This window comes from Alicyclobacillus sp. ALC3, assembly GCF_028751195.1.
Taxonomy (GTDB): Bacteria; Bacillota; Bacilli; order Alicyclobacillales; family Alicyclobacillaceae; genus Alicyclobacillus_L.
This window is the reverse complement of the sequence record NZ_CP066784.1, coordinates 3099224-3123252: the sequence shown is the minus strand read 5'-3', so window position 1 is coordinate 3123252 and position 24029 is coordinate 3099224. Positions and strand designations below refer to the sequence as shown.

The following is a 24029-nucleotide window of genomic DNA, read 5'->3' as shown; positions in this document are numbered from 1 at the left end:
CAGTGCGTCATCATGAAGACACACACTTGCAAGACACGTGAGAAGGTGATGACTGTGAACGAACGTGCATCCGTCACACTCAAGAAACTTGATCCATCAACAGCGTTCCGGTTGTGGGAGGCAGGTCAACAAAGCACGGATTGGCCGTTTGACCGGACCGGCGCTCTGTGGCAGACGAGACAGAGTGAATTAGCAGCGGCGGAAGTGCTTGCCTGGGGTTGCGCGCGCGCAGTGGCGGTGAATGGCGAGTTGGTCGGACTGTGTACGCTGCAAGCAGTCGATCCCGCTGTTCAGGCTGAACCTTCCACAATCGAGTGTGGAACTTGGCTTCTCACCGCAGCCCGGGGACGTGGTCTCAACCAAGAGGTGAAAGTGGCCCTGCTCGACTTCGCGTTTTCCGGCCATGTCCTTCCGATTCCAGAGTGGTGCCTGTTTCTGCTCCACCCGGACAACACCAGAGCCAGAGCGTCGCTCTTGCGGATGCCCCTGCCGTGGGTCGAAGAAGACAGTCGAGATGCGCTCACGACAAAGTACTTTCGCGCTATCCTCCGCCGCCGGGCATGGGAAACAGGCCAACCCGCAATCGCCATCGCGATTGATCGAGCAGCCTATCTCCGAAGCTCACTTCATATGCCGCTTACAGACCGATGCCCGTGAAGCCCGTCGACCGTTCGATCCACACCGTGATCCAAGTTAGCTTGTCTGAGACAAGCAATATCCCCATCACAACCATCAGCCAACCGCCAGCCTTGGCAATGCGTTCCGTGTAACGCAAAATCGGACGCAAGGATGTCAAGGTAACAGCGAAGACCAGAAACGGCACAGAAAATCCGAGTGCGTAGACCACCATGTACCAAGTACCGACGCTAGGATTCGCAGCGGTCATCATCAGTACTGTGGACAGAATCGGCCCCACACAAGGTGTCCAGCCAGCGGCGAAGCCAATGCCGACCAGCACCGACCCGAAGTAACCGAGCGGTTTTGCCTGCGGCAGCCGGAATCGGCGTTCACGCAGCAACCACGAACTGCGAATCGCCCCTGCCATGAACAACCCCATCACGACGATGACGACGCCTGCGACCAGCCGCACAGTCGATTTGTACTCCACGAAGAAGCGGCCAATTGTGGTCGACACAAGGCCGAGCGCCACGAACAATACGCTCAGTCCAATCGAGAAGAACAGCGCGTGCAGGAACGCCTTTGAGCGTGCTCCTGGCGGCGGGCCTACGGGAGCTCCAACGACTGCAGCCTGCCCAGTGCCGGATAGTTGCTGGAACGACACACCCGTGATGTACCCGAGATAGGACGGAAACATCGGCAGTGTGCAAGGTGAAACGAAAGAAAGCAGGCCGGCCGCAAAGGCTAGCCAAACCGATACCGATGGCATAGACGCGCCCCCCCAGTCTTCACCATGGTACACGCAACCGAGCGATTACGACAAGCTCGCCGTAGGGGCCGCAAGGTCATCCATGATGTCGTCCATCACGGGACCGTCGGCATCCATCTCTTCAACCGGCAAAACGTTATCCACTGCAGCAACAGCTTCCAGCAAAGCCAGTCGGTCGGCAGCAGCTGTCAGTTCGGCTTGCCGGACGCTGTGCGTGACGACGACAATCTGTGCGTCTTGATCGGCTAACCGCCGCTGCAACACACTCTCCATGCTCACTCCAGCGTCTCCGAACACCCCCGCGACTTGTGCAAACACGCCGGGACGGTCCTTCGCGGTCAGTCGGATGTAGTAACGGCCTTCCGGGCCTTGGTTGGTGGCAACGACCTTTCTCGGCAACCGGGTTGCGCCAACTGTTTCGGAGATCCCCATCCGCATGTTCTGCAAGACTTCGATGACGTCGCCCACAACAGCACTCGCGGTCGGCATGCAGCCAGCGCCACGGCCAAAGAACATGAGGTCACCCGCGGCATCCCCGCGCACAAACAACGCGTTAAATGCGTCCGACACCGCTGCGAGTGGATGCGCCAAAGGCACGAGAGACGGCCGCACTTCCAACTGGAGGACTCCGTCGCGTTCACGTCCAACCGCCAACAGTTTGATCACGCAGTTGAGTTCCTTCGCGTACGCGACATCGGCTGCCGTGATGGAGCGTATGCCGCGAACGGACACGTCTGCCAAGTTGACGCGGGTGTGAAACGCGATCGACGCTAAGATGGTCAATTTGCGAGCCGCGTCAAGGCCATCGACATCGCTCGTCGGGTCGCTCTCTGCATACCCAAGGGCCTGAGCCTCGGCGAGCACGGCTTCAAAATCCGCACCGGTCTCGGTCATCTTGGACACAATGTAGTTCGTGGTACCATTGATGATGCCTTTGAGGTCCGTGATCTCATTAGAGGTCAAGCACCCCTTGAGCGGCCGGATTAGTGGAATCGCGCCGCCGACGGCAGCCTCATAAAACACTTCGACGTGCGCAGATTCCGCGGCGTCAAGAATCTCCTCGCCGTGCAGCGCCATCAGGTCCTTGTTCGCTGTCACAACATGCTTGCCTGCGGCAATGGCGCGCAAGATAAAACTTCTGGCAGGTTCAATCCCGCCAATCGTCTCGATCACCAGGCCCACTGTAGGATCATCAAGTACATCCTCAGGTCGGTCAGTCAACACCTCGCCGTGCAGACGCACGCCGCGCGGTTTGGTGGTGTCGCGCACGAGAATCTTCTTGATTACGGGTCGAGTTCCCGTCATTTCTTCAATCCGCTCCGCCCGACGCCTTGTCAGTTCGACAACCCCAGCACCCACGGTCCCACAACCCAGCAGTCCCATTACGACATCCATTCCTTACTCCACTCCCGTCTCTCGGCTCTTTCTCTCTACTTTGCTCTTTGGATTGGCGCGCGCATCGCCGTCTGGTATGAGTCCACGTGAATCCGATAGTTGGACATTGTATCGCGCGAGCCGCTGTTTGGCAATAGTGATGCAATCGTGATTATTTAGACAAATTACCCTAAAAAACAAGGGCGGAGAACCCAAGTGTTCAGTTCCCCGCGTGTCCCGTCTGACCCTTCCCTGGGGTTGAGTAACCTGTCCCGTTCGAACGCGAACCGCCTCCGGCGTTCCAGCGGCGTGTCGGTTCCGGCAGCGCCTGCATCGCCAGATAGCAGACGGCAGCAAACAGGAAGGTCACGACGGTGACGTGGATCAAGAACGAAAACAGCGTAAAGTTCGTTGCCAACAGAAGTGCTCCACTCAAGGCCTGAATGCAGACCAATACGACGAGCGTCAAACTACCAAAGAACAGGTCCGGGCGGCGTGTACGAATACGTCCGGCAAGAATGGCCAGATAAATCGACAGTACGAGCAGCCCAAGAGCCACCGACCTGTGTAACCAGTCCACGGCAAATGCAGGTCCCACAGACGGGCTCTCCAGCGGTATCGGCCACCCACGGAACAAGTGTCCATCGCCTGTGCTTGCAACGTACGCTCCGATGTACATCGCCACATAGGTGTAGACGACTGCCACCCATGTCCACACCCGCAACTTGCGCGGCGTCTCACCACGCAGCGACGGAGCATCTGGGTTGCGCTCAATGCTTCTGCGAATGTAGCGGATAATGAGCGTCAACAGCAGAATCGCGTTGAAAGCAACGAGCGACACACCGAAATGGAACGCCAACTCAATCGGTTGGTCGCCAAAGATGACGCCTAGCGCGCCCAGTGCTGCTTCCAGAAAGACAAACCCGATGGCAAATCCGATCAAGACTTTGACTTCAATCCACTTGCGATACTGCACCCACACCATTGCACAGAGTGCCAGCAGCAAAATCGTCGCCAAGGCCACCAAACCGCGGTGACTGAATTCAATAATCGTTTTAACCCCCCAGTGCTGAGGGATTACAGCCCCGTTACACAGCGGCCACTGATGCCCACAGCCGAACTGAGACCCGGTTTCCGTATCGACAAAGCCAATCGTGTTGACCGCCAGAAATGTAATCAGCGTCAATACGGCCAATATGATGGTCGACCGGTAGAGCCACGGTCGCTGGGGAAAAGTCGGCATTGGTGCCACTCCTTTGTGTACAAACAGTCGCCTCTAGAGTACGACATTCCGCGTGATAGATCCAACGAAAATCCTTCCACGGCGTTGTCTACGACAGTCTAAGGGGCAATTGTGAACAGAGTGTTGCGGATTCTTGTCAACTTTATCGCAGCTGTGTGAGAGATTCATGAACAGCGTATAAAAACCTACAAATATAGGCCATCCCACTGATACCATTCTGGTTGGTTGAGGTACACATTTGCGGTAGCCGACAGACAAGTGTCAAGAGGGTTCCGCAACTTCCAACAGAACAGGGGGGGAATCTATGCGTTCAGCCAGCCGATGGTTGAAAACGGTCGCGGCCGCAGGCGCGCTCGTTGTGCTGCTCACTGGGTGTGGTGTCAATGTCCCAGTCTTGCAACCGAAGGGGCCGGTCGGACACGAAGAACTCAATCTTATTGTCTTTCCATTCATCCTCATGGCAGGTGTTGCAATCGTCGTATTTGCAATCTTCGCGTGGATCATGGTGAAGTACCGGGCGACGCCCGAGAACGCAGACTACGTTCCGCCGGAGACCGACGGCAACACACTGCTCGAGACGATCTGGACGGTCATTCCGATCATCATTGTGGTGGCCATCGCCATTCCAACCGTGATCGTCACGTTCAGGCTGCTGAAACCACCGAGCGCGTCTGCCGCGACGACAAACACGTCGACAAACACGTCGACAAACACGACGAAAAAGCCGGTCGTGATCTACGTGGCGTCTGCTCAGTGGAAGTGGCTGTTCGCCTATCCGCAATACGGCATCGAAACAGTCAACTACCTCGCAATTCCAGCCGGTGAGCCGATCGACTTTCAGTTGACAGCCATCGGTCCCATGAACTCCTTCTGGGTCCCGTCCCTCGGAGGCATGGAGATGGACATGCCAGGCGAAGACCTGGGCCTTTGGCTGCAAGCCAATCAACCAGGGACTTACCTCGGACGCAGCGCACAATACTCTGGCACAGGCTTCGCGCACATGACTTTCAAAGTCGTCTCGAAAACAGGACCAGACTTCCAAAAGTGGGTGCAAAACATCAAGAACCAGTCGCCACATCTGACGACTAGTGAGTACAAAAAGCTGCTGAAACCAAGTTCAGTCGGAACCATGAACTTCTCGGGCTTCATCAATCCGAACAGCTACAACGGTTCCAAGAACATGACCGCAATGCCGGGTATGTCCAAAGGTATGCCCGTACCAAGCAGTGTCGGCTCAGGTAAAGGGGGGAGTCAGTCGTGATGAGCCAGTTTATGCACTTCGCAGATACTTTCCTGATGTGGAAAGAAGGGCCGCTCATCTGGATCTCCGATGTCCTCATCGGGTTCACGTCCATCGGCATTCTCGCCGTGCTGACCTACTTTAAAAAGTGGAAGTGGCTGTGGACAGAGTGGCTGACTACGGTAGACCACAAAAAAATCGGTATCATGTACATCATCGCTGCGCTCTTGATGCTGTTCCGCGGCGGGACCGACGCTCTGTTGATGCGCAGTCAGTTGGCGTTCCCAAACGAACACTTCCTGACAGCCCAGCACTACGATGAAATTTTCACAACGCACGGTACAATCATGATTCTGTTCATGGCCATGCCGTTCATCATCGGCCTCATGAACGTCGCGGTTCCGCTGATGATTGGCGCACGCGACGTCGCGTTCCCGTATGTCAACGCGATCTCGTTCTGGCTGTTCTTCATGGGGGCCATGCTGTTCAACCTGTCGTTCGTCTTCGGTGGCTCGCCGGACGGCGGCTGGACATCCTATCCACCCTACGTAGAAAACCTGTTTAGCCCGGGCCCCGGCGAAAACTACTACATCATGGGTCTGCAGATTGCCGGTATCGGTACCATTGCGACGGGCGTCAACTTCCTCGTCACCATCCTCAAGATGCGTGCGCCTGGCATGACGCTGATGAAGATGCCGATGTTCGTGTGGTCCATCCTCATCACCTCTGCTCTCATCGTCTTTGCGTTCCCTGCCCTTACTGTCGTACTCGGGCAGTTGCTCATCGACCGAATAGCAGGTGCTCACTTCTTCACGTCTACCGGCGGCGGTATGCCGATGATGTACATCAACGAGTTCTGGATTTGGGGACATCCGGAGGTGTACATCGTTATTCTGCCCGCGTTCGGTATTTTCTCCGAAGTCGTCAGCACCTTTACCAGCAAGCGTCTGTTTGGCTATTCAGCCATGGTCGCTTCGATGGTCGCGATTACATTCCTCAGCTTTGGCGTCTGGGTCCACCACTTCTTCACAATGGGCGCTGGAGCCGCGGTGAACTCGTTCTTCGGGATCTCGACAATGGCCATCGCCATCCCGACCGGCGTCAAGGTCTTCAACTGGCTGTCGACGATGTATAAAGGTCGCATCCGCTTCACCCTGCCGATGATGTGGACGTCAGCGTTCATCCCGTCGTTTGTCCTTGGCGGTGGTGTGACGGGCGTCATGTTAGCTGTTGCACCAGCGGACTATCAGTTCCACAACAGCTACTTCCTCGTCGCCCACTTCCACTACACGCTGGTCGGCGGTACGGTCTTTGGCATGTTCGCCGGACTCTACTACTGGTGGCCGAAGATGTTCGGTTTCCAACTCGACGAAAAGATTGGACGAAAAGTGTTCTGGTGGTGGGTCATTGGCTTTAACGTCTGCTTCCTGCCACAGTTCCTGCTCGGTCTGATGGGCATGACACGCCGCATGTACACATACCCGTCCGGTCTCGGCTGGTGGATCCCGAACTTCATCTCCACCATTGGCGGCTTCATGATGGGCGTCGGCTTCTTGTACCTTGTCTACCAAGTACTCTACAGCATCCGCTTTGCGCCGCGCGAAAACATGTCCGACCCATGGGACGGCCGCACGCTCGAGTGGTCTCTGCCTTCCCCGGCGCCAGAGTATAACTTCGCGCGCACTCCACTGATTCACGCTCGCGACGAGTGGTGGTACATCAAGAAAGGCAAGCAGAAGGAAGAGTTTGTAGAACCAGAGATTCGGCCGATTCACATGCCGAACAACTCCGGCCGACCGTTCCTCATCGGTGTCTGCATGTTCATCGCCGGATTCGGGTTCGTCTTTGAGTGGTACGTGTTTGTCGTGATTGGCTTGCTCGGCGTCCTCGGTCTGATGCTGTGGCGTTCGTTCGAGTTTAACTACTACCACCACATTCCGGTCACAGAAGTCCTAGAGACCGAGAAAGCGCTCGGGAGGTTGTGACAATGGCTTCAGTCGTAGAGCACGGCGTCCCCGTGGCGCACGACGAACCGCTTGAGTTTTCTACCGAGGACGGCGGCCTGCGCGTCATCGGCTTCTGGATCTTTCTTGGCGCCGAGTTTGTTCTATTCTCCTGTCTATTCGCGACGTACATTGTCATGCATGGGCAGACAGCTGGTGGCCCTACGTCCAAGCAGTTGTACGACATCAAGGGTTTTGCGTTCGAGACGTTCTTCTTGCTCACTTCGTCGTTCACTTGCGGTATCGCCACGTATGAGATGCGGCGCGGCAGCAAGAAAGGGGTCATTGGCTGGCTACTCGTGACAGTTGCCTTTGGCCTCGGCTTCCTTGGCTTCGAGATCTCGGAGTTTATCGTCGACGTAAACAGAGGGGCGACGATGGGCACCTCCGGCTTTCTGTCGGCGTTCTTCACCCTCGTCGGCACACACGGCGCCCACGTCACGATGGGCCTCTTCTGGATGACATCCGTGATCATCCAGGTCGCTCGGCGCGGCATCGACTCCATGACATCGCGCAAAGTGTTTATCGTCGGTCTGTACTGGCACTTCCTCGACGTCGTCTGGATTTTCATCTTCACCATCGTGTACCTGTCAGGGAAGGTGATTTAAGTGGCTCAGTCTAATATGCCAGCGAGTGCGCACAGTGCACAGCAAGGCGGGCATCACGAGGGCGGGCAGCCGCAGGGCGGACATCACGAAGGCTTCCCGTGGAAGCACATTATCGGCTACCTGCTGTCGTTAGTTCTGACAGCGATCGCGTTCTGGGTATCGCTGGTCCTGCACTTCTCGACGGCTCAAACCATCGGCACGATTCTCGGTCTCGCCGTGATTCAAATGGCAGTGCAGTTGTTCCTATTCATGCACTTAACCGAGAAGATTCACGGGGACGCCGTTCAGAAGGTCTTCATCTACACGGGTATTATGTTCGCGCTTGTTGTCGTCATCGGCTCCATGTGGGTGATGACGTTTAAGTCCTCCGTGTCGTAATCGTCTGGAGCGCCTGGAGCGGTTCGAGCGGTTGGACATGTGAGCGGCGATGAAGGCTAGGCCCGGGTAACGGGCCGACGCTGGGCTTCTGATGGGCCGGTGGTTCACCCTGACGTGTGGGGGTGCGCTGCCGGCCCCTTGCTTTTAGGCTATTTGACCGGGGGGCTGACCGGGGGGCTGACCGGGGGGCTGACCGGCGAGGCTGACCGGGGGGGCTGACCGGCGAGGCTGACCGGGGAGGCTGACCGGGGAGGCTGACCGGGGAGGCTGACCGGGGAGGCTGACCGGGGGGCTGACCGGGGGGCTGACCGGGGGGCTGACCGGGGAGGCTGACCGGGGAGGCTGACCGGGGAGGCTGACCGGGGAGGCTGACCGGGGGGCTGACCGGGGGGGCGTGGCTACAGACGTGTCGAACGGGACCGCGACACGGCCAAAATGGCGCTATGCTGACCATTGCGCCAATTTGGCGTTATCCCCACCATCGATTGCGCCATTTTGGCGCTAACCTATGAAATGCTTCTGAATTGCGCCATTCTGGCGTTATCCCACCATCGATTGCGCCATTTTGGCGCTAACCTATGAAAACGCCTCTGAATTGCGCCATTCTGGCGTTATCCCACCATCGATCGCGCCATTTTGGCGCTAACCTATGAAAATGCCTTTGAATTGCGCCATTTTGGCGTTATCCCACCATCGATTGCGCCAATTTGGCGCTAACCTAAGAAAACGCCTCTGAATTGCGCCATTCTGGCGTTATCCCCCCCCCAATCGCGCCAATTTGGCGCTAACTCCCCAATTGCGCCATTCTGGCCGCTATTGTCTCTCGATCCCGGCGCCTCCCCACCATCGATTGCGCCAATTTGGCGCTAACTCCGCAATTGCGCCATTCTGCCCGGCAGCCTCATGCCGATTCCGACTCCCCCTGTCAAAGGTCAATCGGACACCTCGTCTCCCTCCGCTCAACTCGCCTCTGCCCCGCTCACATCAGCCCCTTCAAGTCCGCCATGGTACTCCCTCTCAAATCACCGTAAAATATTTTTGTCTAATTCGTGACATTATAGAATGATTGGTGCATAATAATTCGCAACAGAATGTTCAGTCTTGATGTCTGAATTGTGACAACCACATTGGAGGGAAGAGAATGAGTGTACGCCGTCTGGGATATGAAGAAGACCTATTGGACGCAGTTGATGAACAACCAGAGGGCGCGGCACTGTACGAACCCGCTTTGCATGCAGTCGCCATCCCCGAACGAACCCGACGGGCGACGCCAGAGGTCATTTTTACGTTCTCGTTTCTGACACTCGTCGCATTGTTCATCGCATTCATCTAAGCCAAGTGCCCTAGCAACCCGCACGCGCATAGCCAACTATGTCGACAGAACAAAAGCGCGTCCATCCATTCTGTGTTGGACAGACGCGCCACTCGTATTTCTCGTATTTTTATTTTCGTAGCTTGCAGTGCAGCAATTCCCCGTTACCTTGACCTACTGCTGCGATTTACTAGCCTGAGTTTTACGGCGCCGCATCGGCTCCGGACGCGAGTGGCTGCCCTGACTTGACGCCCTCCCGGTCGATCTGCAGGCGACCCAGGCCAGTCCGTCGACCGTTGCTCGCCTGTGTTGCTCGCCTGTGCTGCACTACGCGCGATTCGGAACTTGTTTGACGTATGAGTGTCCATGTACTTTTTCCTGTCCTGCCACCTCATCAAGCGAGCGATTTGCCGCTTCAGGTAGGAGAAAGGTCAAAACAAATCCAATCGCCGAAAACACACCTGTGATAATCAGAGTGCCGCGCAGTCCAAGCGCAGTCGATAACGACGGGAACAGAAACACACCAATGAACGCACCAATCTTGGCTGTGCCCGCAGACAAGCCGTGGCCAGTCGTGCGCACGCTAGTCGGGTACAGTTCTGCTGCCAAGATAAAGGTAGTGGTATTGGGACCAAACTCGGAAAAGAAGTAGCTGATTCCGTAGAGTAGCAAGAAGGGGACGATTGCGGTTGTCACGCCCGGGAAGATACCCATTGCAAGAAATGCAAGTCCCATCACAGCGAAGCCGATGAGTTGTAGCCGCCTGTGGCCGATTTTGTCGACAAACCCTACGGCGAGGAAGTATCCAGGCACAGCAAAGACGGCAAATACGATGAGCGTCCAGGCTTCCGTCTGAAGCAAATTCGCCCCCGGTGCAACCAGCTTTAAAATTTGTGGTGTCGAGATGGAGTTCCCGTAGTAGGCGTAGTCGAACATGAACCATGTCCCGGCAGTCCCAAGGAGTGTAAGGAGCATCTTTCGGTTCGTCAGGAATTGGAAAAGCGAGACCTTACCAGTCGCAACGACCGGGCGATTAGCCAACGTAGCGTCAGAATCGGAAAGGGCCGCTTGCGACTCACTGTAGCCGAGTACTTGGGCCTTGTAACGAGGAGACTCCGGAATTTTGCTACGCAGGTAGATGACGGCACATGACGGCAACGCACCGAGTCCGAGCATCAGACGCCAGACCATGCCGTGTGGCAAGCCACTGGCAAGCAGCGTGATCGCGACGATAGGGCCCGCAATCAGACCGACCGCCTGCATGGAGAATACCAGCCCGACCAACTTTCCGCGATCGCGTACGTTTGCATATTCGCTAGTCATCACGGCACTGAGCGGATAGTCGCCACCGATGCCGACGCCAAGCAGAAAGCGAAAGACGAGGAGCCACCAGATGTTCGGTGAGAAGGCGGTGAGCAAGGAGGCAACGGCCATAATCACGGGTACCGTGACATAGAATTTCTTGCGACCGAGCAGGTCGGCGAGGCGCCCAAACAAAAATGCGCCAACAAAATTGGCGAGTAACGTGGTACTGCCAACCAGACCAACCATCTCTTTGTGGAGATGCCACTGATCCTTGAGCAGCACGAGGGCCGCGCCAATAATGAATAGGTCGTACGCATCAGTAAAAAAGCCAACACCGGACAAAACAACCGTACGCAAGTGGAACAGGTTGAGCGGTGCTTCATCCAACCTTTTGACGTCGTCTGACATCGGTCGACTCACGACGACCACGTTCGTCCGCCGTGAATCTCCACCTCCCATGGCAGGAAATTGAGTTGGCACACGGGCTCACGCCTACAGCCCTAGCGAAACTCCCAAAGCTGTCCCCGAGGTTCCTTTGTAAAGATACTGTCTAGATGTAAAAGATTCATTAAGGTTTTGTAAAAGTCGTGTGTGAATCCGCGAATTTCGACAAGTAAAAACCGCCAACGCATCAAGCCGCTGGCGGTTCCGCTTCCCGATCGATTACACCTCTGCAGTCCAACGGCCTTTGCGCATAATCGGCACCGTAGCGCCGGACAGAGTCGTCGCATCGATGTCGAGTTCGGCAGAGCCGATCATAAAGTCGACATGCATCATGCTGCGGTTCAGCCCGTGCGCTTCCCACTCCTCAAATGGCAGGTCGCGGCCACCTTCAATCAGCGAATATGCCTTGCCGATTGCCAAGTGGCAGGATGCGTTCTCGTCAAACAGTGTGTTGAAGAACAGCCGACCGTTTTTGCTGATCGGCGAATCGACCGGGACCAGTGCCACTTCACCGAGGTAGTGGCTGCCTTCGTCCGCTTCAACAATCCTCCGCAAGCCCTCTTCGCCGCGAGCGGCGTGCGCTTCGACAATGCGACCTTGTTCAAAGCGAAGCTGAATGCCTTCAATCAGCGTGCCGTTGTGATTGAGTGGCATCGTGCTCGACACCGTACCGCTCACGCCCAGACGATCCGGAGCAGAGAACACCTCTTCCGTCGGCATGTTGGCGACAAATGGCACGCCCGCGGCAGTTTCCGATGCACCGCTCTTCCAGTAGTGGTTGTGCGCCATCTTCACGTACAAATCCGTGCCAGGTGCAGTGTAGTGAAGAGTGTCGATCTGCAACCGGTTGAGCCAATCGGCGCGGTTCTGCAAGTCTTTCAAATGCGCCTGCCAAGCGGCAACGGGGTTGTCGTTGTTTGCCCGCGTACAGAACAAAATATCTTTCCACAAGGCCTCCACCCGTTCTCCTTCCGGCAATTCAGGGAAGACTTTGTTCGCCCAGGCCTGCGTCGGCATCGACATCAACGTCCAGCTGTACAGGTCGTTCGTGCGTCGGTCCGTAAAATCGCGGAAAATCGCGTCCTTGGCACGTGTCGCTCGTGTCACTCGTTCGTTGTCGATTCCCTCGAAGAGCGTCGGGTCTGCGGCAGGAATCGCGAGGAAGCCTGCACCTTCCTTCGCCATGCGCTCTACCCATTCAAGTTGCCACTTAAGGCGTTCCTCGTAGAGGTCGAGCGAACCATGCGCGACTGTTTGCCGCTTCCAGTGCTCATCGCCCCAGTCTATTTGTACAAAAGAAGCGCCTGCTTCGTAGGCCACCTCCGTCAACACTTGGGCAAACGCTACATGTTCCGGAAATACCTGTCGATCACCGTAGCCAATCACGAGCGGCTGCCCTGGCTGCAGGTTGATCCCGACTTTAACTCCAAGTTCCGCGTATTTTCTCAGCTGTTCTCGTTCCAAATGCAAGACGCTCCTTTTAGCTGGGATGAGACTTCGACATTCGTAGGTTATCCTGTAGTCATCATATCAAAGTGAATTCGCAAGTGCGAACCAGCAACCAGGAGGTGGCTTCGTGTCTCACGGTGAAGAACAAAGCGGCGCACTCGGCCAAGGGCCACAACCTAACCGCACAGTGACGGTCTATGTGGATGCCGATGCAACACCCCGTGACGCTCTGCAGACGGTAGATCGCGAGGCCCGTGCGTTTGGCGCCAGCGTGATCACGATAAGTTCTGTCAATCACCAGTTCGACCGCCCCAACCACATCACGGTGGACCCGCACCCGCAAGCCGTCGACATGGAAATCGTCCGCCGAGTTCGCTCTGGACTACCCCAGATTGTCGTGACCCAAGACTACGGCCTCGCCGCACTCGTACTCGGGAAGGGTGCGCGCGCACTCTCACCGACCGGACTGGTTTACGATGAAGGAAACATTGACCGTCTGCTGTGGGAACGTGACCTGCATGCCCGCGAGCGCCGTGCGACTGGGAGAAGCAAGGGGCCAAAAAAACGCAGTGAGGAAGATAAAGAACGGTTTGCGAGGGCGTTCACAGTGCTTCTGCAAGAGTTGACCCGGACTTGACCCGGGACGGGGGCTGACTCAGGGAACCTAGAGTTTCCAGTGAGTCCACCACGTAAAGGCGTGGAGCACCCAGTGGCCGCCAAGCGTGATCAAAAGCGTTGACCAGATGACACCGAGCGTCGTGCTGACCAAACTTCTGCCAGTCGGCCAGCGCAGGATGTGAGCGAACGCAATACACATGTAGGCGCCAATCAGCGGTGTCAGCGGTAAGAGCACCCAGACTCCGTAGCGCCCATACTTCGCTGCCCACTTGTTCGCCTTCTCGAGCCGTTTTTGCAGCCAATGCCAGCGCGCAATGATTTGGGCGTACCCGAACACCATCAAGGGAATCAAGATTAGATTCGCCAAGATGCTGATGACGGCGCCCGGAATTGGGTGGAAGCCCAGCGCAAGACTCGCGACAGCCGCGGGTTGTGCCTCAAGCACAATCGAGACACCAATGAGCGACAACGCCCGCATCGGTGCACCGTCTGCAATCCCAATCCACCACGCGGCGACGAAGAAGACGAGACCGAGCACAACAGAGAGACCGAGCACTTGACGAAAATTCCCGGGCCCTGACCCCCGCTCACGGTGAGCACCTGCATGTATGTTGTCCGCGTCTTCCATAGGCTCACTGCCCCCCGTCTTTGTCACTGCTTCTACTCAAGCAAAATTCCTTCCATTTGTCTACAGTGCTAAGATGCAAAAAGAGCCATCGTTTTAACACGGCCAGAGGAGGGATTCATTTGCGCGTGAGCATCCTGGACCAGTCACCGATTGCGACTGGCAGCGACGCCAGCACAGCCTTTGCTCGGACCACCGCAGTCGCAAAACTTGCAGATGACCTCGGTTACCACCGATTTTGGGTCTCAGAGCACCACGATACGCCGCGACTGGCAGGGTCGAGCCCAGAAGTTTTAATCGCTCACTTAGCCGCCAACACCAAACGCATCCGCGTCGGCTCCGGTGGCGTGATGTTGCCGCATTACAGTGCCTACAAGGTCGCAGAAAATTTTCGTGTCCTCGAAGCCTTGTACCCACAGCGTATTGACCTCGGACTCGGTCGCGCACCAGGTGGCATGCCGCGTGCGCGCATGGCGCTGCAAGAGGGACGCCAGCCTGCGGATTACGCCTTGCAGGTCGCCGACTTGACCGCGTATCTAACCGATACACTGCCAGCACAGCACCGGTTCGCAGGATTGACGGCGACGCCCGTTGTGCAGACAGCGCCACCTTTGTGGCTGCTTGGCTCGAGCGACTGGAGCGCGCACCTCGCTGCAGTGCAGGGAACTGCCTTTATGTACGCGCACTTCATCAACGGCGAAGGCGGTGTAGAAGCTGTCAACGACTACTACGCGCGTTTCGAACCGTCTGTTTTGAGAGCGCAGCCACAAGCCGGCGTAGCGGTGTTCGTTGTCTGTGCAGACACAGACAACGAGGCCGACCTCATCGCAAAGAGCCTTGACCTCGCGCTTGTCATGCTCGCCAACGGCCAGGTCGGCGCCGGCACACCGACCATCGAAGAGGCGCTAGCCTACCCGTACGGCCGCTACGAACTACTGCTTGTCCGCGAAAACCGCAAACGCATGGTCGTCGGCGACCCCACATCTGTGCGACAACAATTGGAGGCCCTCGCTGCCGCCTACAACGTCGAAGAAGTCATGACCGTCACGTCGACGGCGCGCTTCGAAGACCGCATGCACTCACACGAACTGGTGGCAAAATCATTCAACCTTAATCAGACGGTGCCGGCGCCCAATCCGTTACAGCAGGAACAGTCCGTCGAGTAAGTACTAGGGAAGAGGAGGCCGCAAAATGAGCGAAGACAAGCAATCTCTAAAATCAAAACTCACTCCATTACAGTATGAAGTGACGCAGCACAGCGCAACGGAACCCCCGTTTCGAAACGAATACTGGGACAACTTCCGGGATGGCCTGTACGTCGACATTGTCTCGGGGGAGCCACTGTTCTCGTCGCGCGACAAGTTTGATTCCGCCTGCGGTTGGCCAAGTTTCGCCAAACCTTTGCAGGACGAACTGATTGACGAACGGCGCGATTTGACTCACGGCATGATACGCACAGAAGTGCGCAGCAAAACTGCAGACTCACACCTTGGCCACGTCTTTGACGACGGCCCTCAGGAACTTGGCGGCTTGCGCTACTGCATCAACTCCGCGTCGCTGCGCTTTATCCCGAAGGAAGAATTGGAGCAAGCGGGGTACGGCGAGTACCTGCGGCTGTTTGCGGCGGACAAATAACAGACGGCCCTCGCTGGCACACAAAACGGCCCCGGAGTTCAGGTAGAAGCCGAACCCGGGGCCGTATTTGATCACATCACATCCAGAGCGAACTACTTCCAGGCGGCTAAGGTGTCCGTCAGCACTGGGACGATCTGCTTTTTGCGCGAGACCACACCTTTCAGCACGGCCTCGTGATCAGAGAGTTTCACACCAAACGCCTGCTCCACGGCTTCCGTCATACGGCCGTACGCCACGCCGACAGAGTCGCTGTTAAGAATGTCCGTGACGACAAACAGGAACAAGTCGAGTTGCTTGTGCTCTACAGCCTGCTGCAAGACGGTCGCGAGCTCCGCCTTGCGGGAGAGCACGTCATTGACGTCAACCGCGTTGACCTGTGCGATCTCGACCTTGTAATCACCCATTGCAAACTCTTTCGCGTCGTGGCGAATCAAATTCGGCATCGGCGTGTCAGATAGGTCCGCGCCCGCCTTCAGCATCTTCAGCCCGTAGTCCTGTAGGTCGACGCCTGCGATGCCAGCCAGTTCATTGACCGCTGCCTCGTCTTGCGCAGTACAGGTTGGGGACTTCAACAACAGCGTGTCAGAGACAATCGCGGACACCATCAGACCTGCGATCTCCTGCGGGATAGGTACGCCGTTCTCCTTGAACATCTTGTTCAAGATGGTCGCCGTGCAACCGACCGGTTCGGCGCGGTAGTAGAGTGGGCTGCTCGTCTCGAAGTTTGCGATGCGGTGGTGGTCGATGACTTCTACCACCTGCACTTGTTCGATGTCGGACGCACTCTGCTGGCGTTCGTTGTGGTCGACCAAAATCGCCTCTTTGACCTCGTTGCTGATTGTCTCAACGAGCCGCGGCGGCGTGACGCCGAACGTCTCCAGTGCATATTGGGTCTCAGCGTTGATGTCTCCGAGCCGGACTGCTTCTACAGAAGCGCCAAGAGCTTGTTTCAAATGAGCATACGCAATCGCCGAACAGATAGAGTCCGTGTCCGGGTTTTTGTGCCCCAGAATCAAAGTGTTCGCCACGCCAGTACCTCCTTCAGTCTTACGTTCATCCGCTCCTGAGTATAGCAAATCAGCCATTAATGCGCGCGGAAACGGACGAGGAAGTACTTCCTTTTGCCGCGGCGAATCACCAGGTACTGCCCGCCGATGCGCATATCCACCGCAAATCTCAGATCCACATCTGTAACGCGCTCCCCGTTCACACTGACAGCTCCGTTCGCCACGTCTTCGCGCGCCTGGCGTTTAGACGGGCAAGCACCGCTCGCGATGAGGAGCGAGACGATGTCGTCTGGGTGATGAGCGTCCACTTCAGCTGACGGAACCCCTTCAAACACCTCTTCAATCTCGGCCACCGACAGGTCTTTCACATCTCCACTGAACAGGACACCTGACAGGTACTTCGCGCGTTCTGTCGCCTCTGCTCCGTGCACGAGTGTCGTCACGTGATCGGCGAGGGCGCGTTGTGCCAGTCTAGCGCCGGGATCACGTTCCAGCTCTGCCGCAAGTTCCTCAATCTCGTCCTTCGAGAAAAAGGTGAAGTATTTAAGGAAAGGCACGACGTCGTTATCCTGCGTGTTCAACCAGAACTGGTAGAACTGATACACAGACGTTTTGGTCTCATCGAGCCACACTGTTCCGGACTCTGTCTTGCCGAACTTCGTGCCGTCGGACTTTGTCACAAGCGGCATCGTCAGGCCGTACGCCTGTTTCCCGGTCATCCTGCGAATCAGGTCAATGCCGCCGACGATGTTGCCCCACTGGTCGGAGCCGCCAATTTGCAGGACGCAGTCGTGGCGTTTGAACAATTCGAGGAAGTCATTGGACTGGAGCAGCATGTAACTGAACTCTGTGAACGAGATGCCGCTTTCGAGGCGTGCCGACACCGTCTCCCGGTTGAGCATCGTGTTTAGCCCGAAGTGTTTGCCAACGTCGCGCAAAAACTCGATCACCGACATCGGGCCTGTCCAGTCGTAGTTGTTGGCGACCATACCGGCGTTATCCGGCGCATTAAAATCAATAAAGCGTGACAGTTGATCCCGAATTTTCAGCGTCCAGTTGCTCACTGTATCGAGATCGTTCAACGTCCGCTCCTGTTTTTTTCCGCTCGGGTCGCCAATCAGCCCCGTCGCCCCGCCGACTAGCGCAATCGGCTTGTGACCGGCGAGTTGGAAGCGCCGCAACGTCAGAATTGGCAGCAGACTCCCGATGTGCAAGCTGTCTGCTGTCGGGTCAAAACCGACATAGAGCCGCATCGACTCGCGCGCGGTCAGTTCGTCGAGCGCAGCCCGATCGGTCACTTGGTAGAGTAGACCGCGGTATTCGAGGTCCTCAAGGATGTTCACTGGTGTGGCTCCTTCCTATCGTTCCAGACACGAGCTTGGCGTTCGCCTTAAGAGGCTCCCAGCATTTGCTCGATGTCCGCTCGCAAATCACTTGGCGTTACAGCCGGTTCATAGCGCTTAATCACGCTACCGTCACGGCTGATGAGGAACTTTGTGAAGTTCCACTGGATGTCCGCACCGTTCCCTGTCTCGCCGTCAACATGGGCCTTCAAGTATTCATACACAGGATGGGCCTCTGTCCCGTTGACGTCGACCTTGGCGAACATCGGGAACGTGACATGATAATTCAGTTCACAAAACGATTGAATGTCCTCGTTTGATCCCGGTTCCTGCGCCCCAAACTGATTGCACGGAAAGCCCAGCACCAGGAGTCCGTCTGGTTGATAGGCGTCATACAACTCCTGCAGCCCTTGATACTGCGGGGTGTACCCACACCGGCTCGCCGTGTTCACCACCAGCAACACTTTGCCTGCATAGGTCGACATCGACTGATGTGTCCCATCGATTCTCTCTACCGTATAGTCGTACAGTTGCATTCGATTGCACCTACCCTCCGGAGATTTCCATGGCGCAGGACACGACACAACGGCGGAGGGCGCGATGCCCCCGCCATGCGCCAATGCGCTTGGTTTCATTAGGATACCATAAGACGCGGAAAAGACGCGGAACTTCGGATTGACGCGTTCGCCTGCAAGAGAGGTTCGCCTACAGAGGAAGGCTTAGCTGTACTTCCCCTCCACTGTGACCAACGTACCGTAGTGCACCATCGTCCACACCTTTGCAGCCGTGGCAGGGGGAAGCTCGACACACCCGTCACTCTGAGGGAAGCCGTAGGAGGCGCGGACAAATCCGTGCACCGCGTCGCCACCGTTGAAGTAGTTCACATATGGGACACCTGGATCACTGTAGTGTGTACCGTTTGGATTTGTCCCCGTCATGGTCTGCGAGCGGTAACGCAAGTAGACGGGGAAAGTACCGTCAACGGTGGTCGCGCCTTGCACGCCAGTGTTCGCATCGGATGTCAGAACCCAGTGCCCCGCGTCCCACAACTGCAGTGTTTCAGGGTGAGACTTCTGAACAAGAATGTAACTGACGGGGTACGCATCTGTTTTGGCCGAACTGCCAAGGAGAGTGGACCAGACCTGTGGACCGGCAATACCGTCCACTGTCAAACCATTTTGGTGTTCAAAAGCAATCACAGCCCCTTCGGTCAGCGCTGTGTATGTGTTTGGCGCGAACTCAGCTGCGAGCGAACTAGGCGTGTTTTGGTACTGCCAAGTGAATGAAGCCGTCGGCGGTGTGCTGATATCGCTGACAGTGATGGAAGGCTGTGCTCCGTTCGCGATCACAACAGGCAAGTAGTGCAGCTCTGCCAGGCGCTCGTTCAAAGCCAGTACGGCCGACCCTGTGGAGCCCACGCTCAGTGTCGGATATGAGACCGTCGTGGTTGTCGAGTTGTTGCCGGTTGCTTGACCGTTTCCGGTTGTCGAGTTGTTGCCGGTTGTCTGGCTGCTGCCGGTCGCTTGACCGTCTCCGGTCGCCTGGTTGTTGCCGGTCGCCTGGCCACCCGTGTTCGATGAAGACGCGTTGCTGCTAGTTGAGGAACTCGTACTTTTGTTAGTCGCGCTCTGGCCCGATTTGCTTGGACCTACTTTAGCTCCTGTCGTTGTGGCCTTCGTAACTTTTGCTACGGGCGTTACTTTCGCCGGCGCGCCCGCACTACCTAAACCCAAGGCCGCACCACACCCTGTCAGCGCGGTACCCATCAAGAGGGTTGCTCCAATTGCCCCCCACTTCGTCCATCTTCCCGCCACTCGTTTCATGTTCTCCTCACTCCCATATGAGTCTCTGTGTGACGACTGACTCTCTGTGTGACAGCTCGTTCCAAAGCATCAGTGGTCGACAGCGTTCGACGTGGCGTCGTCTCTTTATCCTCGTGAAATATATGACAGCGCCTTGTGTTGATGCGTGTACGAGTACCACCGTTTAGGGAGATTTTTCAAACCTATGGAATAGACGGTGTAATGGCTTGTCCTGTTTCACCGCTAGACAAATTTACTGCATAAAGCGCAAAAAACGACGCTTCGGACGCGGATGCGCTCGAAACGCCGTGTTAAAAAGTATTCGAGTTGTCTGGGTTTACGCCATATGGCGGCCCCTCCCTCCTGTGTACACTCGCATTTCAACACCTTCACGGGCACGCCGACGTGGCGTCCAAAACCGCCCTGCTACCGCCAGTTGGATGAAGACCATAATGAGCGTGACTGGGATTCCCTCGTCGAATGGGTTCGACGTTGACAGGAAGAACGAGCCGCCTTGATAGAAGAAGAAGTTCAGTGTCATGAAGGCAGACAGGAGTCCTGTAAAGATGCCAAGTGTACGAATGCGTCGGTCGCTCTGGCGTTTGACAACCATCACCCCGAGCACCACAAACGCCGCGCCGATGACGAGTTCCCCGCACTCCACCAACCATGCGAACGGCACACTGTGCGGAAGCACGACGAGTTGCAGCAGAGACTGGTAAAATTCGTAGTGCACCGGACCAGTTAAAGTGGCCTGTAGTTGATGGTGAAAGTCAGAGACAAAAGTCCCACTGATCACTTTATCGAGGCCAGATACGAGCCATTCGTAGGCTAATATGAATAATACAACCGGAAAAAAGTACCGTCTTTGCAAGTCGGTCATCTCCTATCCCTAATCACACCCACATTTTCACACGTGAGAGTGAAGGTCTGTAGAGCGCAATCGACTGTTCCTAGTGGTCCATTTAGACCAATTCAAACTAGTCGTGATAATTGCCTTGACCGTTCCCTCTAGTCAATCACCAAAGCTGCTGCGCACCGCCGACCCGAACCAGGCTGGGCACACACATAGGAGTGTACCGAACACCCCCGTGAGCACCCAGACAATCCAACCAGCGCTCGTCCCAAACCCCATCATGCCCGCAATCGTGGACGACGCGCGACCGATGGGCGCCGACTGCGCCTGCCAGACAAGTGGGAGCAACCAGCCCAAGGCTCCAGCCAACAAGGCGGCAAGCGGTTTGCGCGCGCCCGGTGCAAACGCCGCGCCGATCAACAGCCCAATCACCGCTGTCGCCCACCACCAGCCGATGGCGTTCGTGATCCAAATGAGCGCCACGCCGACGACAGTCACCGCGGCAAATTCCAGCATTCTACTTGATGTCCGCACGCCGAACTCCTCCTCTGTGTGCAATGCACAACGTACACGCAAGACTCCCACGCCCGCGGTCACAACCTGATTCAACTGGTATGGGGCACCTGCCGCGTGCTCCCTACTGCAGCGTCCAGACTGTGTGCCCCGGCGCCTGCTTTGCCTCACTCGTGGTCAACATTGGCAAGTACTGTCCGTTCCACCAGGTCGAGACAAAGTTTTCGTACCACGGAGACAGCGGGTTTTCGCTCTGCCCACCCGGGTAGACGCCGACACCTTTGCCGGTGCCCCAGTTCATGACAAAGCGCCAACTCGGCCCGGCAGTCGACAGGAACCCCCTGTTCGAGTCCGCCGCATCCACCGTCCACTCGTCGCCGCCGCTTGGGCGCGGACCGTAGCCGAGCGATGAGATCTGCGAAACCGCCTGGAACTCCCGGGCGTGCAGCTTACCCCACTGCCAGGCAGCGACGTTGCCGCCAAGCTTTTTTGTCAACTGTGTCACAGCCTCACCAAAGGCTTGCTGCATCACCGTAGACGCCGTTCGTGTCGCTGACCCAGGCGGCGTAAAGACCGAATTGGTCGGGTCGTGCAGAGTCCACGCTTGCAAATCTTCATCGAGCGACGACTGCCCTGGTCCGACTGCAAGATTCGGGTCTTGCTGTACTGGGACTTTGGCGGCCGTCCACCACGGCTGGAATGTGTCGTGCAGGTACTGGCTCCAAAACATCCACCACACTGAGGACGCTGTCGAGTTCACGCCCATGTTGTCGTTCCAACTCGCGAGCGCGTTCTTCGCGGCTTGCTCCTGCGGTGTCAACTGTGCACCGTTCAGCGCCTGCAGCAACTTCGGAACAATTTGCGTCGCTAGGTAGTCAGTTGTGTTGTTCTGCAAGTCCTCCATGTCCTTCACCGTGAGGTTTTTGCCGCGGCTGAGCGTCTGATAAATTTCGTCCGCGCGGTAACCGTTGTCAAAGAAGTCCATCGACGTGCCGATGTAGTACGGGTAGCTCGGCCCCACTTCGCGCTGGTTGGCCGAGAACACGATGTGGCTCTTCGGGTCATAAGCTTGCGGGATGTCCTTGTACGGAATCGTGCCGATGACGTCCGACTGGCCGGTGCCAGGCAGCGGCAGCCACGGGTCACCTTTCGCCACAATCGGGTAGTAGCCGGCCGAGATCATTCCGATGTTCCCCTGGTTGTCGGCGTAGACAAAGTTCTGCGACGGTGCGTGCCAAATTTTTAACGCCGCCTTGAACTGCGTGAAGTTCGACGCTTTGAGCACACCGAGGAGCGCGTCCATGTCTCGACTCGGGAGGGCGCCCATCCAATCGACCGACATTGTCTGCCCCGTTTGAGTCATGATGGGCCCATGCACCGTCAGTTGCACGGTCAGCGACGATGGTGCGGCGCCTTTGACCGGGATGGTGTAGTGGACCGCCTGCATCTTTCGCCAGGCGCCCTTCCAGAAGTACTCGCCAGGGTGCGCCTTGCTCGTCTTCTCCTGGTAGAAAAGCGTCGCTTGGTTCTGCACATTGGTCTCACTCCAACTGATGTGCTGGTTGTGGCCAATCAGGATAATCGGCACACCGGGAATGGAGACGCCGCTAAAGTGGTAGTTGGGGTCTTGCGCCGACACCTCGTACCAAATGGACGGTAGGGTCTGGTTAAGGTGCGGATCGCCCGCCATCAGCGGTTTTCCGCTCGCAGTCTTGGTGCCGTCGACAGCCCAGTTATTACTGTTTGATCCCGTATGAATGGCCGACGCTGGCAAACTCCGGATGCGCTGCTGGAGGTTCATGAGCGACGTGAGTTCCGCATTCGACACCGTCTGTGCGCCGGTAATCGGCGCAATGCCAGCGTTTTGATAAGGCCCGACGTCGTATGGGTGCTGAACGTCCTTGGGCAGCACCGGGAAGAAATTCATCGTCTGTTTGTAGCCAAGCGACTTGACAAGCAGAGCGTAGTCGAGTGGTTCGGTGCTGAAGTCGAGCGTCTGCGTCATGTCTCCCTGAATCACCAGACTATCGACTGGCGTCCACGGCGCCGGTTTGTAGCCGAGCAACTTAAACAGCGCCGGCAAGCTGCCGGTCTTTTCGTCATAGGCGATGCCGTCGTTCACCCCAGCCGAAAACGCGGTCAGCGCTTTTCGCGCTGGGTCATTCGGTCCCATCTGCCGCCACTCCGTCTGCGCAGTGCGCAGAAGGCCTAGCTGCAATTCAAACTGGTCGGACGGGAGCGCCTTCGGCCCGACAACCTGCGACAGTAGACCTTCCCCCTGACGGCGTTCGAGATCCATCTGGTCCAAGCGGTTTCGCGCCTGCAAGTACCCCATGGCGAGGAACATGTCATGGTTATCCTGAGCTTTGATGTGCGCAATGCCGTTTGCCTCAAACACGATGGTGACTGGCTTGATTAGGCCCGCAATGTGAAGCGTCTGCGTCGTTGGCGTTTTCGAGTCCACGGCCATGTGCCAGACACCTGTGCCTGGGTTGAAGCCGGGTCCAAGCGGCGGCAGCGGTCCAACGCCGCGCGCACCGCCGTACAGGAGTCCTGCTGTCAGAACAGCCGCCGCAGCAATCTGCACGTACTTTCGAGTAAAGCGCTTTCTTTCTGTCATCTGGTTGCCTCCGTTCCCCCTGTAATTTGCGCCCTCATCCTATGGAGTCACGTAAAAGTTCAACATGAGTATACCGCTTTCATCACGGCTATTCGCCTGCTGCGTGGACGCTAATGAAGTCAGGTCAACTGCGTCACGCATGCTGTAATGTCAATTTGACACTTACCTGCGAGTATGTCGTGCTGTACGTGCGTGACGCTTACCTGTGAGGACGCCGCGCTCTAGGTGTCAATTTGACACTTTCCTGTGAGGACATTCCGCTCTAGG

General features: G+C 56.8%; 21 protein-coding genes and 1 pseudogene. 9 read left to right on the top strand and 13 right to left on the bottom strand.

The features are described 5' to 3' along the window. Positions 1–54 precede the first annotated feature (54 nt). A complete protein-coding gene (locus JC200_RS14380; RefSeq protein ID WP_274432373.1) occupies positions 55–657 on the top strand; it encodes a GNAT family N-acetyltransferase in 603 nt (200 codons plus the stop codon). Here JC200_RS14380 and JC200_RS14375 read toward each other — a convergent pair. The 3 genes from JC200_RS14375 to JC200_RS14365 form a co-directional block, all read right to left on the bottom strand. Next, positions 638–1387, bottom strand: a complete 750-nt coding sequence (locus JC200_RS14375; protein WP_274432372.1) for a cytochrome c biogenesis CcdA family protein — start codon at positions 1385–1387, stop codon at positions 638–640. The genes JC200_RS14380 and JC200_RS14375 overlap by 20 nt on opposite strands. A 45-nt stretch (positions 1388–1432) precedes the next feature. Next, on the bottom strand, positions 1433–2782 hold the full coding sequence (locus JC200_RS14370; protein ID WP_274432371.1) for a homoserine dehydrogenase: 1350 nt from the start codon (positions 2780–2782) through the stop codon (positions 1433–1435). A 199-nt stretch (positions 2783–2981) separates the two neighbouring features. Next, positions 2982–4004, bottom strand: coding sequence for a COX15/CtaA family protein (locus tag JC200_RS14365; protein WP_274432370.1), 1023 nt, complete (start codon positions 4002–4004; stop codon positions 2982–2984). Between the two features lie 304 nt (positions 4005–4308). On the opposite strand from JC200_RS14365, the pseudogene JC200_RS14360 reads away from it, so the two are divergent. The 5 genes and pseudogenes from JC200_RS14360 to JC200_RS14340 all read left to right on the top strand — a co-directional run. After that, positions 4309–5184, top strand: a pseudogene (locus JC200_RS14360) (cytochrome c oxidase subunit II); the annotation flags it as partial. Positions 5185–5264: 80 nt separating this feature from the next. Further along, a complete protein-coding gene (locus JC200_RS14355; protein WP_274432368.1) occupies positions 5265–7229 on the top strand; it encodes a cbb3-type cytochrome c oxidase subunit I in 1965 nt (654 codons plus the stop codon). Positions 7230–7231: 2 nt separating this feature from the next. Further along, complete coding sequence (gene qoxC, locus JC200_RS14350) at positions 7232–7855, top strand: cytochrome aa3 quinol oxidase subunit III (RefSeq protein WP_274432367.1); 624 nt, start codon at positions 7232–7234, stop codon at positions 7853–7855. Further along, entirely contained in the window at positions 7856–8233 is a 378-nt protein-coding gene (gene qoxD, locus JC200_RS14345; protein ID WP_274432366.1) for a cytochrome aa3 quinol oxidase subunit IV, read from the top strand. A 1141-nt stretch (positions 8234–9374) separates the two neighbouring features. Continuing rightward, entirely contained in the window at positions 9375–9566 is a 192-nt protein-coding gene (locus JC200_RS14340) for a hypothetical protein (protein ID WP_274432365.1), read from the top strand. 306 nt (positions 9567–9872) lie between these two features. Here the strand turns inward: JC200_RS14340 and JC200_RS14335 are convergent, their stop codons facing one another. Together JC200_RS14335 and JC200_RS14330 are read right to left on the bottom strand one after the other, a co-directional pair. Continuing rightward, on the bottom strand, positions 9873–11330 hold the full coding sequence (locus JC200_RS14335) for an MFS transporter (RefSeq protein WP_274432364.1): 1458 nt from the start codon (positions 11328–11330) through the stop codon (positions 9873–9875). Between the two features lie 183 nt (positions 11331–11513). Continuing rightward, positions 11514–12758: an aminopeptidase gene (locus JC200_RS14330; RefSeq protein ID WP_274432363.1), complete on the bottom strand. Its 1245-nt coding sequence runs from the start codon at positions 12756–12758 to the stop codon at positions 11514–11516. A 112-nt stretch (positions 12759–12870) separates the two neighbouring features. On the opposite strand from JC200_RS14330, the gene JC200_RS14325 reads away from it, so the two are divergent. Further along, positions 12871–13380 (top strand): YaiI/YqxD family protein, encoded by a 510-nt coding sequence (locus tag JC200_RS14325; RefSeq protein ID WP_274432362.1) that lies wholly within the window; start codon positions 12871–12873, stop codon positions 13378–13380. Positions 13381–13407: 27 nt separating this feature from the next. Here the strand turns inward: JC200_RS14325 and JC200_RS14320 are convergent, their stop codons facing one another. Beyond that, positions 13408–13989 carry a small multi-drug export protein gene (locus JC200_RS14320; protein WP_274432361.1) on the bottom strand — a complete coding sequence of 194 codons (582 nt, stop codon included), beginning with the start codon at positions 13987–13989 and terminating at the stop codon, positions 13408–13410. A 113-nt stretch (positions 13990–14102) separates the two neighbouring features. Here JC200_RS14320 and JC200_RS14315 point away from each other — a divergent pair, with 113 nt between their 5' ends. Then, the gene (locus JC200_RS14315) at positions 14103–15152 is read left to right on the top strand and encodes an LLM class flavin-dependent oxidoreductase (protein WP_274436559.1); all 1050 of its coding nucleotides are present in this window, start codon (positions 14103–14105) and stop codon (positions 15150–15152) included. Positions 15153–15177: 25 nt separating this feature from the next. Beyond that, positions 15178–15621, top strand: coding sequence for a peptide-methionine (R)-S-oxide reductase MsrB (gene msrB, locus JC200_RS14310; RefSeq protein ID WP_274432360.1), 444 nt, complete (start codon positions 15178–15180; stop codon positions 15619–15621). A 92-nt stretch (positions 15622–15713) separates the two neighbouring features. On the opposite strand, the gene JC200_RS14305 is transcribed toward msrB, so the two are convergent. The 7 genes from JC200_RS14305 to JC200_RS14275 all read right to left on the bottom strand — a co-directional run bounded on the left by JC200_RS14305 (position 15714) and on the right by JC200_RS14275 (position 23762). Further along, positions 15714–16649, bottom strand: a complete 936-nt coding sequence (locus tag JC200_RS14305) for a manganese-dependent inorganic pyrophosphatase (protein WP_274432359.1) — start codon at positions 16647–16649, stop codon at positions 15714–15716. A 56-nt stretch (positions 16650–16705) separates the two neighbouring features. After that, entirely contained in the window at positions 16706–17971 is a 1266-nt protein-coding gene (tyrS, locus tag JC200_RS14300; protein ID WP_274432358.1) for a tyrosine--tRNA ligase, read from the bottom strand. Positions 17972–18018: 47 nt separating this feature from the next. Then, on the bottom strand, positions 18019–18507 hold the full coding sequence (locus tag JC200_RS14295) for a glutathione peroxidase (RefSeq protein ID WP_274432357.1): 489 nt from the start codon (positions 18505–18507) through the stop codon (positions 18019–18021). Between the two features lie 183 nt (positions 18508–18690). Continuing rightward, a complete protein-coding gene (locus tag JC200_RS14290) occupies positions 18691–19794 on the bottom strand; it encodes a L,D-transpeptidase family protein (protein ID WP_274432356.1) in 1104 nt (367 codons plus the stop codon). A gap of 316 nt (positions 19795–20110) precedes the next feature. Further along, positions 20111–20647 (bottom strand): hypothetical protein, encoded by a 537-nt coding sequence (locus JC200_RS14285; RefSeq protein WP_274432355.1) that lies wholly within the window; start codon positions 20645–20647, stop codon positions 20111–20113. Positions 20648–20788: 141 nt separating this feature from the next. Continuing rightward, on the bottom strand, positions 20789–21163 hold the full coding sequence (locus JC200_RS14280; RefSeq protein WP_274432354.1) for a hypothetical protein: 375 nt from the start codon (positions 21161–21163) through the stop codon (positions 20789–20791). Between the two features lie 103 nt (positions 21164–21266). Next, positions 21267–23762, bottom strand: coding sequence for a penicillin acylase family protein (locus JC200_RS14275; protein WP_274432353.1), 2496 nt, complete (start codon positions 23760–23762; stop codon positions 21267–21269). Between the last annotated feature and the right edge of the window lie 267 nt (positions 23763–24029).

What these genes read in the sequence shown, in the direction of transcription:
- msrB (WP_274432360.1), top strand. Translation starts at nt 15,178, where the DNA reads ATGAGCGAAGACAAGCAATCTCTAAAATCAAAACTCACTCCATTACAG.
- JC200_RS14295 (WP_274432357.1), bottom strand. Translation starts at nt 18,507, where the DNA reads ATGCAACTGTACGACTATACGGTAGAGAGAATCGATGGGACACATCAG.
- JC200_RS14370 (WP_274432371.1), bottom strand. Translation starts at nt 2,782, where the DNA reads ATGGATGTCGTAATGGGACTGCTGGGTTGTGGGACCGTGGGTGCTGGG.
- JC200_RS14340 (WP_274432365.1), top strand. Translation starts at nt 9,375, where the DNA reads ATGAGTGTACGCCGTCTGGGATATGAAGAAGACCTATTGGACGCAGTT.
- JC200_RS14290 (WP_274432356.1), bottom strand. Translation starts at nt 19,794, where the DNA reads ATGAAACGAGTGGCGGGAAGATGGACGAAGTGGGGGGCAATTGGAGCA.
- JC200_RS14320 (WP_274432361.1), bottom strand. Translation starts at nt 13,989, where the DNA reads ATGGAAGACGCGGACAACATACATGCAGGTGCTCACCGTGAGCGGGGG.
- JC200_RS14365 (WP_274432370.1), bottom strand. Translation starts at nt 4,004, where the DNA reads ATGCCGACTTTTCCCCAGCGACCGTGGCTCTACCGGTCGACCATCATA.
- JC200_RS14275 (WP_274432353.1), bottom strand. Translation starts at nt 23,762, where the DNA reads ATGACAGAAAGAAAGCGCTTTACTCGAAAGTACGTGCAGATTGCTGCG.
- qoxC (WP_274432367.1), top strand. Translation starts at nt 7,232, where the DNA reads ATGGCTTCAGTCGTAGAGCACGGCGTCCCCGTGGCGCACGACGAACCG.
- JC200_RS14355 (WP_274432368.1), top strand. Translation starts at nt 5,265, where the DNA reads ATGAGCCAGTTTATGCACTTCGCAGATACTTTCCTGATGTGGAAAGAA.
- JC200_RS14375 (WP_274432372.1), bottom strand. Translation starts at nt 1,387, where the DNA reads ATGCCATCGGTATCGGTTTGGCTAGCCTTTGCGGCCGGCCTGCTTTCT.